Below are 16,063 nucleotides of genomic sequence, written 5' to 3' on the forward strand. Positions count from 1 at the left end.
AGAGCCGGGCTCGCCGCGCCCGGCGGCGGAAATTCGCCGAGTTGCATGCCGGGCCGGGAGCGTCGCGACGGCCGGTGTGTGGACGCCGTACCGGGCGCCGCCGCGGGTGTGGAAGGCTCGGGGTGAATTTCCGGCGAGAGGACTGCGGATGAAGAACTGGGCGGGCAACATCACCTTCTCGGCGGAGCAGTTGCACCGCCCGGCGTCGGTCGGCGAGCTGCAGGAGCTGGTCGGCGGCAGCGAGCGCGTCCGGGTGCTCGGCACCGGGCACTCGTTCAACCGGATCGCGGACACGGCCGACACGCTCGTCTCCGTCGCGACCCTGCCGAAGACGATCGAGGTCGCGGCCGACCGGCGCAGTGTCCGGGTCGCGGGCGGCCTGCGGTACGGCGAGGTGACGGCGGCGCTGCAGGCCGACGGGCTCGCGCTGCACAACCTCGGGTCGCTGCCGCACATCTCGGTCGCGGGCGCCTGCTCGACCGGGACGCACGGCTCCGGCGACACCAACGGCACGCTCGCCTCGGCCGTCGTACGGATCGAGTTCGTCGCCGCGGACGGGTCGCTGGTGAGCCTGGACCGGTCGGATCCCGACTTCGACGGCGCGGTCATCGCGCTCGGCGCGCTCGGGGTGACCACTCATCTCACGCTCGCGGTCGAACCGGCGTACGAGATCAGGCAGGTCGTGTACGACGGGTTGCCGGTCGAGCGGCTGGGCGCGGACTTCGCCGAGGTGTTCGGCAGCGCGTACAGCGTGAGCGCGTTCACCGACTGGGCCGACCCGGAGGTGATGGTCTGGCGCAAGGCGAAGCAGATCGACGTCGTTCCCGAGTGGCTGGGCGCCCGGCTCGCGGACGGGCCGCGGCACCCGATCAAGTCGATGCCGGCCGATTTCGCCACCCAGCAAGGCGGTGTGCCCGGCCCGTGGAACGCGCGGCTGCCGCACTTCCGGCTCGAGTTCACCCCGTCGAACGGCGAGGAACTGCAGTCGGAGTACTTCCTGCCGCGCGAGCGGGCGGCCGAGGGCATCGAGCAGCTGCGGGCCCTGGGCAACAAAATGGCCTCGGTCATCCAGGTCTCCGAGCTGCGCACGATCGCCGCCGACACGCTGTGGCTGAGCCCGAGCCAAGGGCGCGACACGGTCGCGTTCCACTTCACCTGGATCCAGGACGAGACCGCGGTCCGCCCGGTCGTCGAGGCGATCGAGAACGCCCTGCTGCCGCTCGGCGGCCGCCCGCACTGGGGCAAGGTCTTCGCCGCCGACGCCGCGACGCTGCGCGAGTGCTACCCGCTGGTCCCGGACTTCACCGCGCTCGCCGCCCGCCGCGACCCGAACGGCACGTTCCGCAACGACTACCTGGACACCTACCTGCCGCTCGGCTGACCCACAGAGCGGTCGGGACGCCGGGCCGCGCCGAGGAGGCCTGGTCCGGCGCCCGGCCGGATGCCGCGACACCGCCCGCCGGACAACCCTCACCCCCTGCCCGGCAACCACTTCCCGGCGACCCATTGACGCCGCCGGGACCGTCCCTTACGTTTTGTCGAAACGCTTCGACGAAGCGTTTCGACGATCCGGTCCGGAGGCAGCCAATGGCGACGATGCACGACGTGGCGCGCCGGGCCGGGGTGTCGGTCAGCACGGTGTCGTACGTGCTGACCGGGACCAGGCCGATCTCCGCCGCGACCCGTGACCGCGTGCTCGAGGCGATGGCCGAGCTCGGCTACCAGCCGAACGCGATGGCCCGCGGGCTGGCCAGCCGGCGCAGCAACATCGTCGGACTGCTGCTGCCGCTCACCGGGCGGGCGCTCGGTGCGACCGAGACCGCGTTCGTCACGGGGGCGACCGAGGCCGCTCGCCAGGCCGGCTACCACCTGATGCTCTGCCCGGTCGGCCCCGGCGACACCGACGAGTTGCAGGTGCTGGCGACCCAGGGCCTGCTCGACGGGTTCCTGGTGATGGAGGTCGGCCTGACCGACCAGCGCGTCGACCTGCTGCGCACGCTGGACTCGCCGTTCGTGTTGATCGGCCGGACCGCCGACACCGACGGGCTGGCCTGTGTCGACATCGACTTCGAGCAGACGGTGGAGGACGCCGTCGCCCACCTCGTCGGGCTCGGCCACCAGGCGATCGCCTACGTGAACCACTCCAGCGCGAGCCTGGCCGGCGGCTACGGCCCGGCGAAGCGGACCGAACTGGCCTTCGAGGCCGCGCTGGAACGGCACGGCATCACCGGAGTGATGGTGCCCACTGAGGACACCGCCAGCGGCGGCCGGGCCGCGATCCGGCAGGCCCGCGAGCAGTGCCCGGAGTTGACCGGCGTCCTGGTGATGAACGAGAACGCCGCCCTCGGCATCCTCGCGGACCTGCGCGAGTCCGGGCTGGAGGTGCCGTACGACGTCTCCGTGGTCTCGATGGTCACCTCGGAGGTGGTCGCGGACCTGGCCAGTCCGCCGCTGACCGCGATGACGTCACCGGGCACGGCGCTCGGCGCGGCCGCGACCCGCGTGCTGCTCGACCGGCTCACCGGCGACGCCGGCGACCCGACGTACACCGAACTCGTGCCCTGCGTGCTGGACGTGCGGGGGACCAGCGGGCCGGCCCGTCCCAGGACCCGCCCGACCAAGGCGGCCCCGGGCCGTCGCTGAGAAGTGTCCGCCGCCGCGCTGCAACGCGGCGACGGACCGAGGAACCACCGGACACATCCGTCGAAGGAGTACACCCATGCGGTCTCCCCGCACCATGATCTCAATCGGGGCGGCATTCGTGTCGCTCGCCCTGGTGCTCGCCGGCTGCGGCGGGCAGGGCGACGACGCCGCCGCCGAGAACGGCACCGGCACCTTCAAGCTCTGGCACTACGAGAGCGCGAACGGTGCGATGGGCAAGGCCTGGGACAAGGCCATCGAGGTGTTCCAGGCCGAGCACCCCGACGTCGAGGTCGAGTTCGAGCGCAAGGCGTTCGAGCAGATCCAGCAGAACGCGTCGATGATCCTGGCCTCGGACCAGGCACCGGACCTGATGGAGTACAACAAAGGCAACGCGACCGCGGGTCTGCTGTCGTCCAAGGGTCTGCTCACCGACCTGAGCGACGAGGTGAGCAGCCGCGGCTGGGACAAGATGCTGAGCCCAAGCCTGCAGACCACCGCCCGGTACGACGAGAAGGGCGTGATGGGCTCGGGCAGCTGGTTCGGTGTGCCGAACTACGGCGAGTACGTGATGGTCTACTACAACAAGGACCTCTTCCGGCAGTACGGCGTCGCCGTGCCGAAGACGCTCGACGAGCTGACCAAGGCGATGGACACCTTCGTCGCGAAGAAGGTCACCCCGCTCGGCATGGCCGGCGCGGAGTACCCGGCCGGACAGCTGTACTACCAGCTCGCGCTGTCCAAGGCGGATCGCTCGTTCGTCGACAACTACCAGCTCTACAAAGGCCCGGTGAGCTTCGACTCCGACCCGCTGAAGTACGGCGCCGACACCTTCCGCGAGTGGGTCGACAAGGGCTACGTCTCCAAGCAGTCGGCCAGCCTGAAGGCCGAGGACATGGGCACCGCGTTCATCGCCGGCAAGACGCCGATGATCGTCAGCGGTTCGTGGTGGCACGGGCGGTTCGCCAGTGAGATCAAGAAGTTCCAGTGGGGCACGTTCCTGTTCCCCGGCAACAAGCTGAACGCGGGCTCGTCGGGCAACCTGTGGGTGGTTCCGGAGCAGTCGAAGAACAAGAAGCTGGCGTACGACTTCATCGACATCACCATGCGGCCGGAGATCCAGACCATTCTCGGCAACAACGGCGGCGTCCCGGTCAAGGCGGACCTGAGCAAGGTGACCGACCCGAAGAACAAGGAGCTGATCGCGAACTTCGAAGCGATCACCTCCGCCGACGGCCTGGCCTTCTACCCGGACTGGCCGGTGCCGGGCTACTACGACGTGCTGGTCGCCGGCGGGCAGTCGCTGATCAACGGGTCGAAGAACCCGCAGCAGGTGCTCACCGAGCTCGGCAAGGCGTACGAGCAGGGCGTGTCAGAGATCCAGAACGGCTGACCCGATGCCTTCCTCCACCCTGTCCCGGGTGAAGGCACGGCCGGGCAGGGGGTACTGGTGGTACCTCCTGCCCGGCGCGGTCGCCTTCACCGTCGTGGTCGCGGTGCCGTTCGCCGCGAACATCTACCTGTCGCTGACCAAGTGGTCCGGTATCGGCGATCCCCGGTTCGTCGGGCTCGACAACTACACCCGCCTGCTGCACGACGAGGTGTTCTGGACGTCGTTCCGCAACACCGCGGCGATGGTGATCGCCATGGTGGTGGTGCCGACGCTGGTCGGACTGGTGCTCTCAGCAACTTTGTTCGACGTGATCGGCCGCCGGTTCGGGCCGAAGGCGGCCTCGTTCCTGCGGGCCACCTTCTACCTGCCGCAGGTGCTGCCGGTGGTGGTCGCCGGCATCCTGTGGGGCTGGCTGCTGCGGCCGGACGGCGCGGTCAACGCGCTCGGCGAGGCGATCGGCTTCGGCACCCACGACTGGCTCGGCGATCCGGGCACCGCGTTGCCGATGGTGATGCTGGTGATGATCTGGGTCCAGATCGGCTACCCGGTGGTGATCTTCATGGCCGCGCTGCAGCGGGTCGATCCCGACCTGTACGAGGCGGCCGAGATCGACGGCGCCGGCTGGTGGTCCCGGTTCACCGCGATCACGCTGCCACAGATCCGGCCGGAGACGTTCGTGGTCACGCTGACCTGCACGATCGCCGCGCTCAAGGTGTTCGGCCCGGTCTGGGCGCTCACCCGCGGCGGCCCGAACAACGCGACCACCGTGCCGTCGTACTTCGCCTACAACGCGTTCTTCAACAAGCTCCAGGTCGGGTACGGCGCGGCCGTGGCGACCGCGCTGACCCTGGTGATCGTTGCCGTCAGCATCGGATTCCTGAAGGCCCAGCGCAGGGCCGAGGAGGAGGCGTCATGACCACCCTCACGCTGACCCGGGCGAGGGCGACCCGGCGCGATCCGGACCGGTACAAGCGCGGCGTCGCCCGCTGGGTGGTGCTCGCGCTGGTCGCGTTCACCGCGGCGCTGGTGCTGGTGCCGTTCGCGGTGATGCTGATGAACGCGTTCAAGTCGCCGGCCGACTACTCCGGCAACGGGCCGCTCAGCTGGCCGGAGTCGTTCCAGCTGGACGGGCTGAAGACGTACTGGACGCAGGTCCGGTTCGAGGGCAAGTTGCTGAACTCGATCGTCATCGCCGGTGCGGTCGCCGTACTGGGCGTGGTGCTGTCGCTGCTGAACGCCTACGCGCTCGGCATCGGGCGGGTCCGCGGCCGGTTGTGGATCGTGGCGGCGTTCCTGCTGGCCAACATGATCCCGCAGGAAGCGCTGATCTACCCGCTGTACTCGATGGCCAAGGCAACCGGTCTCTACAACAGCCGGCTCAGTGTGATCATCATCTTCACCGTCATCCAGAGCGCGTTCGGCACCTATCTGCTCGCCTCGGTGCTCGGCACGTTCCCGAAGGCGCTGCTCGAGGCGGCCGCGCTGGACGGTGCCGGCCGGTGGACGACGCTGTGGCGGGTGGTCGTCCCGACCGTGCGGCCGACGCTGTCGGTGCTGCTGATCTTCTTCTTCATCTGGACCTGGAACGAGTTCTTCATCCCGTTGGTGATGCTCGTCGACAACAGCACCCAGACCGTGCCGCTCGCACTCGCCTCCCTGCAGGGCGACCGGCTGATGGACGCCACCACCACGAACGCCGGGGCTTTGATCAGCCTGCTCCCGACGGTCGTGTTCTTCCTGATCTTCCAGCGCACGCTGACCCGGGGCGTCACCGCCGGCGCGGTCAAGTAGAGAGGCAGTCGATGAAGTTCACAGACGGCTACTGGCAGCTGCGGCCGGGGCTGACCCGGTTGCGCCCGGCCGCGGTCGAGAGTGTCGAGGCCACCGAACGGTCCCTCGTCGTCTACGCCCCGGCCAAGCAGATCGTCGGCCGCGGCGACACCCTGAACCAGCCGTTGTTCACGGTGACGCTCAGCTCGCCGGCGCCCGACGTCATCGGGGTCCGGATCGAGCACCACAGCGGCGGGCTGCCACCCAGACCGGCGTTCGAGCTGGCGGTCGAGGAGGACCACCCGGTGAAGGTCGAGGTCGGGCAGGAGACGGCCCGGCTGACCAGCGGTGACCTCACCGCGATCGTCCAGCTCGACGGCCCGTGGGATCTGCGCTTCGAGCGCGACGGCAAGCCGCTCACCGATTCGAGCGCGCGCAGCGTCGGTCTGATCACCGACCAGCAGGGCCGGCAGTACCTGCACGAGCAGCTCGCCCTCGGGGTCGGCGAAACGGTCTACGGCCTCGGCGAGCGGTTCGGCCCACTGGTGAAGAACGGCCAGGTGGTCGACATCTGGAACGCCGACGGCGGAACGTCCAGCGAGCAGGCGTACAAGAACGTGCCGTTCTACCTGAGCAGCGCCGGGTACGGCGTACTGGTGGACACGCCGGCACACGTCTCGTTCGAGGTCGGGTCGGAGGTGGTGTCCCGCAACCAGTTCAGTGTCGAGGGTCAGCAGCTCACGTACTACGTGATCGGCGGGCCGACACCGAAGGACGTACTGCGCCGCTACACCGCCCTGACCGGCCGACCGGCTCGGGTGCCGGCCTGGTCGATGGGGCTGTGGCTGTCGACCTCGTTCACCACCGACTACACCGAGCAGACGACCAGCAGCTTCGTCGAGGGCATGGCGTCGCGGGATCTGCCGCTGAGTGTCTTCCACTTCGACTGCTTCTGGATGCGGCAGTTCCACTGGTGCGACTTCCTCTGGGACCCGGTCGCGTTCCCGGACCCGGCCGGCATGGTGCGCCGGCTGAAGGAGCGCGGCCTGCGGGTGAGTCTGTGGATCAACCCGTACATCGCGCAGCGCTCGGTGCTGTTCGAGGAGGGCCGTCAGCTCGGCTACCTGCTGAAGCGGCCCGACGGCTCGGTCTGGCAGTGGGACCTGTGGCAGGCGGGAATGGCGATCGTCGACTTCACCAACCCGGACGCGACGGCGTGGTTCCGGTCCAAGCTGCAGGCGCTGCTCGACCTCGGCGTGGACTGCTTCAAGACCGACTTCGGCGAGCGGATCCCGGCCGAGGACGTGGTCTGGTACGACGGCTCGGACCCGCACCGGATGCACAACTACTACCCGCACCTCTACAACAAGGCCGTGTTCGACCTGCTGACCGAGCAGCGCGGCGAGGGGGACGCCGTCCTGTTCGCGCGCTCGGCGACGGTCGGCGGGCAGCAGTTCCCGGTCCACTGGGGTGGTGACTGCGAGTCGACCTTCGAGGCGATGGCCGAGTCGCTGCGCGGCGGGCTGTCGCTGGCCTCGTCGGGCTTCGGATACTGGAGCCACGACATCGGCGGCTTCGAGGGCACGCCGGACGCCGCGGTGTTCAAGCGGTGGGTGCCGTTCGGGCTGCTGTCGTCGCACTCGCGCCTGCACGGCTCCGGCTCGTACCGGGTGCCATGGGCCTTCGACGAGGAAGCCGTCGAGGTGCTGCGCAAGTTCACCAAGCTGAAGCTGTCGCTGATGCCGTACCTGGCCGCGGTCGCCGAAGAGGCCCACACCTCCGGTACGCCGATGATGCGGCCGATGGTGCTGGAATTCCCGACCGATCCGGGCGTCGCATACCTGGAACGCCAGTACATGCTGGGCCCCGACCTCTTGGTGGCGCCGGTGATGAACAAGGACGGCGAGGTCCGCTTCTACCTTCCTGAAGGGACCTGGACGCACCTGCTGACCGGCGAGCGGCTCACGGGCAGTCGCTGGGTGACCGAGACGCATGGGTTCGACAGCTTGCCGGTGCTGGTGCGTGAAGGCGCCGTGATCGCGGTCGGGGCGGTCGACGACCGTCCGGACTACGACTGGGCCGACGGCGTCGAGCTGCGCTGGTTCGCGCCGTCCGAGGGACAGTCGCAGCGGGTCCGTCTCCCCGGGCCGAACGGGGAAACGGTCGCCACCATCGAGCTCACCCTCACCAACGGCGAACCGGTCGCCCGGGTGCTCGAAGGCACCTGCGACCGGTTCACCGTCACCGTCGTCTAGTCGGACAAGAACGTCAGCTTCTCCAGCGAGATCTCCTCGCTGGAGAAGACGACGTACAGGGCCCGTACGCCGTCGGCCGGCGCCAGTGTGGCCACCTGCTGGGCCCAGGTGTGCCGATGACCGGTCGGCGGCACCTCGATCGTGCCCAGCGGCGTTCCGTGCAGTGGGTCGTCGAGCCTGAGTTCCAGCGTCGCCGGTCGCTGCTGTTCCGACGCGACCGTGGCGACGCAGCGGCCGGCGCCGAGTGTCAGGTCGACGTCCTCGAAGAGCAGCCAGGCGCCGGCCTCCAGTGACCGGACGGCGTCACCGCGGACCGGCGTCGTGTCGGTGAGCGTGATCGCGCAGTACTCGTCGAACGCCGTCGCGGCCAAGGGGATGCGCAGGTCCCGCGGGGGAATCCGCTCGCCGTGCACGTCGAAGGCGGCCGTGAGCCGGGTGTCCGTACAGGACCGCCCGACCAGCACACTGTGCCTGGCCGTCTCGACGCAGCGCCGGTCCCTGGTGACGTCGAAGTACGCGAGGTCCGCCACCGGAAGCTCGAACTGCACGCGAATGCTCTCGCCTGCCGCCAACGAGATCCGCCGGAAGTCGCGAAGCTGGCGCAACGGCTGCTTGGCGCGGGACTTCTGCTGGTGGGTGTAGAGCTGGACCACTTCCCGGCCCGCGCGAGAGCTGGTGTTGGTGACGGTCAGGCTCACCACGAGCTCACCGTCGGCCGGTACGGACGTGGAGCTCAGCTGGAGATCGGAGTACGCGAAGGTGGCGTAGCTGAGACCGTGGCCGAACGGGTAGAGCGGCCGTCCCCGGTAGTAGAGGTACGTCGCGTCGGTGGCGACGATGTCGTAGTCGAGCAGGTCGGGCAGGTCTGCGGCCGACCGGTACCAGGTCTGCGGCAGGCGTCCGGCCGGGTCCGCGTCACCGAACAGCACGTCGGCCAGCGCCCGGCCGTACTCCTGACCACCGTGTGCCGACCAGAGCAGCGCGGGGAGTTTCTGGTCCGCCCACTCGACCGAGAACGGGTAGCTGCTGGACATCACCAGCACCGTGCGGGGATTGGCCGCCTGGACCGCCCGGACCAGCCGCTCCTGACCCGCGGGCAGATCCAGTTCCTCGCGGTCCTCGGTCTCCCGGCCGTTGACCAGCGGGTGGTTGCCCGTGACAACGATCGCGACGTCGGCCCGGGCCGCGAGTTCGGCGGCCTGCGCCGCGCCGTCGACGAGTGTCTCCAGCGTGAAGGTCGTCGCGGCACTCGCGTCGTCGGCGGTCGCGGTGACCGATCCGTCGGCGGAGACCACGACGTACCGGTCGCCCGTGCGGTGGCGCAGAACGGCGTTCGTCTCGCCGGTCACGATCAGCTCGAAGGTCTCGTTGACCACCCAGGTGCTCGGGCCGGGATGGTCCGCCCGCAGCGAACCGTCGTCGGTCACCGTGACGTACGAACCGGTCTGCACCGACCGCAGCGTCCACGCGCCGCCGCCCCAGTCGAAGAGGTCGAACCCGCCGGCCGCACCGATCTCCAGTACGCCGTCCGCGCCCGCGCTCAGGCAGCCGTCCGGCACGCGCAGCTCGACCCGGTCGACGCCCTCGCAGAAGTCGACGGCGTCCGCGCCGAGCCGTTCGACCAGGCCGTCGCGGGCAGTGACGCGGTACGGCAGGGTGCCGGAGTACCAGTCCTCGTACAGGGTGTCGGCGAGTGGTCCGACAATCGCGATCCGGCCGGTGGTCGCAGGATCCAGGGGCAGCAAATGGCACTCGTGCTTCAGCAGCACGATCGATTGCCGGGCAGCCTCCTGGGCCAACTGGCGATGCGCAAGGCAGCCGACGACGTCCTCCCCGAGGTCGGCGTACGGGTCGAGCTCGGGCGGATCGAACTCGCCCAGCCGGAACCGAATGGCCACCGTGTGCCGGACGGCCTGGTCGATGTCGTCCTCGGTCAGCAGACCCTGCTCGAGCGCAGCCGTCAGATGAGCCGTCGACGGTCCCGCGTCGTTGTCGTCCTGCGTGAAGCTGTCGACTCCCGCGGTCAGCGCCGCCGCGTACGCCGCCGGCCCGTCCGCGCAGTACTGCTGGAGCCCGACGAGGTTCGCCGGTGCGCCGGCGTCGCTCACGACCAGCAGGTCGTCCTCGGTCCAGCCGCGCAGGACGTCGTTGATCAGCGGGCTCAGGTGGGCAGGCCGTCCGTTCACCAGGTTGTACGACGGCATCACAGCGACGGCCGCGCCGGCCTCGATCGGCGCGCGGAAGGCCGGCAGTTCGTAGTCGTGCAGCACTCGCGGCGGCAGGTTGCTCGACGTCGTGCACCGGTCCGTCTCGTTGTTGTAGGCAAGGAAGTGCTTCAGCGTCGGCGCGGTCTTCAGCGGACCCGGCGCGGTGCCGGCCAGGCCGCGGCCGTAGGCGATCGCCAGCTGCCCGGTGAGCCAGGGATCCTCCGCGTAGCCCTCCTCGTTGCGGCCCCAGCGCGGATCGCGCAGCGGGTTCACCACCGGCGCCCAGACGTTCAGGCCGACCGCGGCCGGATCGCGGCGGTGGAAGACCCGCACCTCGTCGCCGACCGCGGAGCCCACGGCCTCGACCAGTTCGGTGTTCCAGCTGGTCGCCAGGCCCACCGCCTGCGGGAACACCGTCGCCGGGCCGAGCCAGGCCACGCCGTGCAGAGCCTCGGTCCCGGTCCGGAACGGCGCCAGACCCAGCCGGGGCACGGCGGCCTGGTGCTGGTGCAGCAGCCCGAGCTTCTCGGCGCGGGTGAGCCGCCCGAGCAGGTCGTCGATCCGTTCCGGCAGCTTGCGGGCCGGATCGCGGAACGGGGGAGGGGAGCTGGGCGGCGTGCTGGGCGGCGTATTGGGCGGGGAGGTCATCGTGAATCGGGCTCCGGTGCGCTCGGCCGTCTGCCGACGGAAAGGCGGTCGAAGCGCTTCGACAATCGCCTCGCGGAGAGGGTGGCAAGCTCGGTCGTCGAAGCGCTTCGATCAGAAGGTGTCTGAGAGCGTCGCACCCTCGGCACGGGCGGTCAAGATCTCAGCACCGACTGACAGCGAATGAACGGATGGTTCAGGGGCTGGTGACCGGAAGGCGTCCGGTGTCCAAGCGGTCCAGGGAGCGGGCGACCGCGCCGATGGACGTCGCGTCATGGCCGAAGGTCGAGACCACGACCTGGCAACGGCCGTTCACGGTCACGAGAGCGCCGTCGTCCAGCTCCTGCTCGATCGCGGGCACCAGCCAGCGGCCCAGCGCGGCGTACGAGCCACCGAGGACGACGAATTCGGGGTCGAGCAGGTCGACCAGCACGCTGATGCCCCGGCCGAGCAGGGCGCCGACTTCCGCCAGCGCCTTGAGCGTGGCGGTGTCGCCGTCCTCGGCGCGCCGGACCAGTTGCTCGGTCCGCAGTTGCGGGTCGGTCTCCGGGGCGTCGGCCGGTTCGAGCCGGGCGAGGATCGCGGGCATACCGGCCACCGCCTCCAGGCATCCGCGCCGGCCGCAGCCGCACAGGGGACCGTCCGGCTGGATCCGCAGATGGCCGATCTCCCCGACGTACCCGTGCCGGCCGCGCAGTGGGCGCCCGTCGCAGATGACGCCGGCGCCGACGCCGGTGTCGCCGGACAGCTGGATCAGGTCCGCGGTACCGGCGAACGGACCGTATCGGTGTTCGGCCAGGGCGCCGAGGTTGGCGTCGTTGTCGACGATCACGGGGAACGCCGGGCGGGCGAGCGCCGAGACCAGGTCGGCACGCAACGGCACGTCACGCCAGCCGAGTCCCGCCGCCAGCACCACGGTCCCGTCGCGGTCGACCAGACCCGGTACGCCGACGGTGAGCCCGAGCACGTCGCGGCCCGAGGAGTGCACCGCCGAGATCGCGCGGCGGGCGAGCGCGGCCAAAGCGGCGATCGTCTTGGCCGCGGTCGCGTCCGCGCCCGGGCCCGCCCGGTGCCAGCGCAGCAGCTGCGTGCCGGCGGAGTCGTACGCGATCGCGGTCAGCCCGCGAGCGCCGATCTCCATCCCGATCGCCGCGTACGCCGACCCGTCGAGCACCAGCAAGGTGGCCGGCCGGCCGACGTGGTTCTGGGTCTGCTCGGTCTCGCGGGCCAGCCGCTGGTTGATCAGGTCGGCGACGATGCTGGTCACGGTGGCCTTGTTCAGGCCGGTGCCGGACGCGATCGCCGCGCGCGAGCAGGGCGCGTTCGCGCGCAGGAAACCGAGTACGGCGGCGAGGTTGGTGGCGCGGACGTCGGTGTGGTCCGCGGTGTGAGGGGTCAAGGTCCGTCCTCTTCGGCTCGGTCGGCGCGCTGACTGCGTCCTGGGTCAGTTCTACACCTTGTGGCGGCATCGGTCCTGAGCTAATTTGTTTGGCTACCAGCCCAACTAATTCTACCCCGGAACGGGCCCCCGTTCCCAGCCGAAAGGGAAGCTCATCGTGATCGCACCCGCAGGCGGCTCGACCAGCCGCCGGACATTTCTCTCCCTGCTCGGGGCCGGTGCGGCCGTCGCGACCGGCGGCACCGCCCTCACCGCCTGCTCGAACGACGGTGGCGGCGGATCGTCGACCAGCGGCCGGGCCGAGACCGAGGACAAGCTGACCGCGCTGCTGCCGGCCTACCTCGCCTACGAACCGGTCAAGCCCGACATCCCGGGCAGCAACGGGGCCTCGCCGGGCTTCACGAAGTACCCGACCGAGCTGAAGCGGGCGCTGCCGGACAAGCCGGTGGCCAGCGGCAAGGAGGTCAGCGCGATGACCCCGCTGTGGGGCCCGCTGCCGCCCGGGCTGGGCAACAACACCTACTTCGACGCGAACAACGAGCGCATCGGCGCACCGGTCCGCTTCAACGTCGTCAACGGCAACGAGTACGGCGACAAGCTCGGCCCGGTGCTGGCGGCCGGCAACGTTCCGGAACTGCTCTGCGTCCCGGGCTGGGAGATCGCCGGTCAGACCCGGTTCGGCCAGGCGGTCGACAAGCTCTTCGAGGACCTGACTCCCTACCTGGCCGGCGACAAGGCCTCGGCGTACCCGATGCTCGCGAACCTGCCGACCCGCGCCTGGGCCTACGGGGTGTGGAACTCGCAGCTCAAGGCGGTTCCGTTCCCGGGGGTGGGACTTCCCTGGGCGCTGTACTACCGCAAGGACCTGTTCGCGAAACTGGGGGCCGAGCCGCCGAAGAACGCCGACGAGATCCTTGCACTGGGCAAGGAACTGACCGACGCCAAGGCGAACCGCTGGGCGTTCGGCTCGATCGTCGACGAGATGGCCCGGGCCTTCCGGGCGCCGGCGGGCTGGCGCAAGGACTCCAGCGGCAAGCTCGTGAACAAGATCGAGACGCCGGAGTTCGAGGAGGCGGTGGCCTTCACCCGCAAGCTGTTCCAGTCGGGCTACGTGCACCCGACCGTGGTGGGCAACGCCTCGGCCGACCAGAAGCCGCTGTTCGAGGGTGGTCAGATCCTGGTGTACCAGGACGGCACCGGATCGTGGGCCGAGGCGCTGCAGCGGCAGCTGCCGATCAACCCGTCGTTCGAGATGCAGGCGGTGATGCCGTTCGCCCACGACGGCGGTGAGGCGATCGTGTGGGGTGGTGACCCGGCCAGCATCTTCACCTTCGTCAAGAAGGGACTCGGGGAGGAACGGGTCAAGGAGCTGCTCGGCGTGCTCAACTACACCGCCGCGCCGTTCGGCACCGAGGAGTACCAGCTGGCGGCGTACGGGGTGGAGGGCAAGCACTACACGAAGGAGAGCTCCGGGGCGCCGAAGCTGACCGCGCTGGGCTCGAAGGAGGTGGCGAACACCTACATCTTCCTCGGCGGCCGGCCCTCGGCGCACACGCAGAGCCAGTACCCCGGCTACGTCGAGGCGATGAGCGCCTGGGAGAACGAGTCCTGCAAGCGGATGGAGAAGAACCTGTTCGAGGGCATCCGGGTCGAGGCGCCGTCCAAGCTGGCCGGGCTGAACCAGCCCTTCGACGACAAGCTGCAGGACATCCTCCGGGGCCGGCGACCGGTGTCGGAGCTGAAGGCGGCGGTCCAGGCCTGGCGGTCCGGCGGTGGGGACGAAGGCCGCGACTTCTACGCGAAGGTGCTCAGTGACAACGGTCGATGAGGTCAGGGCGCCCGCCGCGCAGCAGCCCGCGCCGGCGCCCGGCCCCCGCCGGACCCGTCCGCACTGGCGGGGGAGGGTCCGCCGGGACTGGCCGCCGCTGCTGATGGTGGCGCCGGTGATCGTCCTGCTGCTGCTGTTCCACTACCTGCCGACGCTCGGCAACGTGATCGCCTTCCAGGACTACTCCCCGTACGTCGGGATCCGGGACAGCGAGTTCGTCGGGCTGGCCAACTTCAGCCGGATGTTCGCCGACGGCGCGTTCTGGTCGGCGCTGGTCAACACGCTGACGATCACGGCGTTCCAGCTGGTGTTCTTCTTCCCGATCCCGATCCTGCTGGCGCTGCTGCTGAACAGCGTGCTGTCGGTGAAGGTCAGGACGTTCATCCAGGGCGTGGTCTACCTGCCGCACTTCTTCTCCTGGGTGCTGGTGGTCTCGCTGTTCCAGCAGATGATCGGCGGCGCCGGGCTGCTCGCGCAGAGCCTGCGCGCCAACGGGTTCCAGGCCGTCGACCTGATGACGAACCCCGACGGCTTCATCCTGCTGGTCACCCTGCAGGCGGTCTGGAAGGACGCCGGCTGGGGCATGATCGTGTTCCTGGCCGCGCTGAGCACGATCAACCCGGCGCTGTACGAGGCCGCGGCGGCCGACGGCGCGAACCGCTGGCGGCGGATGTGGCACATCACCCTGCCGGGTCTGCGCCCGGTCATCGTGCTGCTGCTGATCCTGCGGCTCGGGGACGCGCTCACCGTCGGTTTCGAGCAGTTCATCCTGCAGCGCAACGCCGTCGGCGCCGGCGCGGCCGAGGTGCTGGACACCTACGTGTACTTCGAGGGTCTGCTGGTCGGGGACTTCGGCTACGGCGCGGCCGCCGGCTTGTTCAAGGGACTGGTCGGCCTGGTGCTGGTGCTGGCCGCCAACAAATTCGCCCATCTGGTGGGCGAGCAGGGGGTGTACTCGCGCTCATGAGTTCACAAGCCGTGAAACCGCCGGCCGGGCTGTTGTCCCGGCGGCGCCACCCGGAACGTCCGATCTGGGAAGAGGAACCCACGCTGGTGGGCCGGCTGGGCAAACCGGTCGTCCTCGCGCTGGTCTTCCTGGTGATCGCCTTTCCCTTGTACGTCGTGGTTGTCACCAGCCTGTCGAGCACGGAGGCGGTCACCCGCGCGGGCGGCCTGGTCGTGGTACCGCGGGAGCTGACGCTGGCGGCGTATGTGCAGTTGCTGTCCGGTGGCGTCGTGACTCGCGCCCTGGTGATCAGCACCGCCATCACGATCGTCGGTACGGCGTTCAGCCTGCTGATCACCGTGCTCGCGGCGTACGGGCTGTCGCGGCCGGGATCGCTGTGGCACCGGCCGCTGCTGTTCGTCGTGCTGCTCACGTTCCTGTTCGGGCCGGGCATCATTCCCAGCTACCTGCTGGTGAACTCGCTCGGGCTGATCGACAGCTACGCGTCGCTGATCCTGCCCACCGCGATCTCGGCGTTCAACCTGATCGTGATGAGGGCGTTTTTCATGGGCATCCCGGCGGAGCTGATCGACAGTGCCCGGATCGACGGCGCTGGTGAGTTCGCCGTGCTGACCCGGATCGTGATGCCGCTGTCGAAGGCCGTCGTCGCGGTGGTCGGGCTGTTCTACGCGGTCGGCTACTGGAACGCGTTCTTCAACGCGATGCTCTACCTCAACGACAACACCAAGTGGCCGTTGCAGCTGGTCCTGCGCACGTACATCGTGCAGGCGCAGGTACTGCCGAGCGGCGCCGGCGGAGTCACCGCCACGCCCGCGCTCGGGCTGGCGCCGGCGCCGAGCCTGGCGATCAAGATGGCGATCGTCGTCTTGGCCGTGATCCCGGTCCTGCTGGTCTACCCGTTCATCCAGAAGCACTTCACCAAGGGCGTCATCATCGGCGCGGTCAAGGGTTAGTCCTCT

The 16,063-nt window shown here is 69.6% G+C and carries 11 protein-coding genes; 9 read left to right on the top strand and 2 right to left on the bottom strand.

Annotation, left to right across the window (positions count from 1 at the left end; all coding sequences use genetic code 11):
- Nucleotides 1–148: 148 nt before the first annotated feature.
- The 6 genes from BWI15_RS07495 (at nt 149) to yicI (ending at nt 8,058) form a co-directional block, all read left to right on the top strand.
- Nucleotides 149–1,381 (top strand): D-arabinono-1,4-lactone oxidase, encoded by a 1,233-nt coding sequence (locus BWI15_RS07495; RefSeq protein WP_077013568.1) that lies wholly within the window; start codon nt 149–151, stop codon nt 1,379–1,381.
- Nucleotides 1,382–1,587: 206 nt separating this feature from the next.
- On the top strand, nt 1,588–2,643 hold the full coding sequence (locus tag BWI15_RS07500; protein WP_077013569.1) for a LacI family DNA-binding transcriptional regulator: 1,056 nt from the start codon (nt 1,588–1,590) through the stop codon (nt 2,641–2,643).
- Nucleotides 2,644–2,737: 94 nt separating this feature from the next.
- Nucleotides 2,738–4,033 (top strand): ABC transporter substrate-binding protein, encoded by a 1,296-nt coding sequence (locus tag BWI15_RS07505; protein WP_237771184.1) that lies wholly within the window; start codon nt 2,738–2,740, stop codon nt 4,031–4,033.
- Nucleotides 4,034–4,037: 4 nt separating this feature from the next.
- Nucleotides 4,038–4,949 carry a carbohydrate ABC transporter permease gene (locus BWI15_RS07510; RefSeq protein WP_077013571.1) on the top strand — a complete coding sequence of 304 codons (912 nt, stop codon included), beginning with the start codon at nt 4,038–4,040 and terminating at the stop codon, nt 4,947–4,949.
- The gene (locus BWI15_RS07515) at nt 4,946–5,824 is read left to right on the top strand and encodes a carbohydrate ABC transporter permease (RefSeq protein WP_077013572.1); all 879 of its coding nucleotides are present in this window, start codon (nt 4,946–4,948) and stop codon (nt 5,822–5,824) included. The genes BWI15_RS07510 and BWI15_RS07515 overlap by 4 nt, the downstream gene beginning before the upstream one ends.
- 11 nt (nt 5,825–5,835) lie before the next feature.
- Complete coding sequence (gene yicI / locus BWI15_RS07520) at nt 5,836–8,058, top strand: alpha-xylosidase (RefSeq protein WP_077013573.1); 2,223 nt, start codon at nt 5,836–5,838, stop codon at nt 8,056–8,058.
- On the opposite strand, the gene BWI15_RS07525 is transcribed toward yicI, so the two are convergent.
- Both BWI15_RS07525 and BWI15_RS07530 read right to left on the bottom strand, forming a co-directional pair.
- Nucleotides 8,055–10,913, bottom strand: coding sequence for a glycoside hydrolase family 3 protein (locus BWI15_RS07525; protein WP_077013574.1), 2,859 nt, complete (start codon nt 10,911–10,913; stop codon nt 8,055–8,057). The two genes, yicI and BWI15_RS07525, sit on opposite strands and share 4 nt — an antisense overlap.
- A gap of 193 nt (nt 10,914–11,106) precedes the next feature.
- Nucleotides 11,107–12,309, bottom strand: a complete 1,203-nt coding sequence (locus BWI15_RS07530) for an ROK family protein (RefSeq protein ID WP_077013575.1) — start codon at nt 12,307–12,309, stop codon at nt 11,107–11,109.
- Nucleotides 12,310–12,466: 157 nt separating this feature from the next.
- Between BWI15_RS07530 and BWI15_RS07535 the strand changes: the two genes are divergently transcribed.
- From BWI15_RS07535 to BWI15_RS07545, 3 genes are read left to right on the top strand one after another with little or no spacing between them, the layout of a single operon-like run.
- On the top strand, nt 12,467–14,137 hold the full coding sequence (locus BWI15_RS07535) for an extracellular solute-binding protein (RefSeq protein WP_077013576.1): 1,671 nt from the start codon (nt 12,467–12,469) through the stop codon (nt 14,135–14,137).
- Nucleotides 14,121–15,104 carry an ABC transporter permease gene (locus tag BWI15_RS07540; protein WP_077013577.1) on the top strand — a complete coding sequence of 328 codons (984 nt, stop codon included), beginning with the start codon at nt 14,121–14,123 and terminating at the stop codon, nt 15,102–15,104. Before BWI15_RS07535 ends, BWI15_RS07540 begins: the two co-directional genes overlap by 17 nt.
- A complete protein-coding gene (locus BWI15_RS07545) occupies nt 15,101–16,057 on the top strand; it encodes a carbohydrate ABC transporter permease (RefSeq protein WP_077013578.1) in 957 nt (318 codons plus the stop codon). Before BWI15_RS07540 ends, BWI15_RS07545 begins: the two co-directional genes overlap by 4 nt.
- Nucleotides 16,058–16,063: the final 6 nt, after the last annotated feature.

It is taken from the genome of Kribbella sp. ALI-6-A (assembly GCF_001984195.1).
Classification (GTDB): Bacteria; Actinomycetota; Actinomycetes; order Propionibacteriales; family Kribbellaceae; genus Kribbella.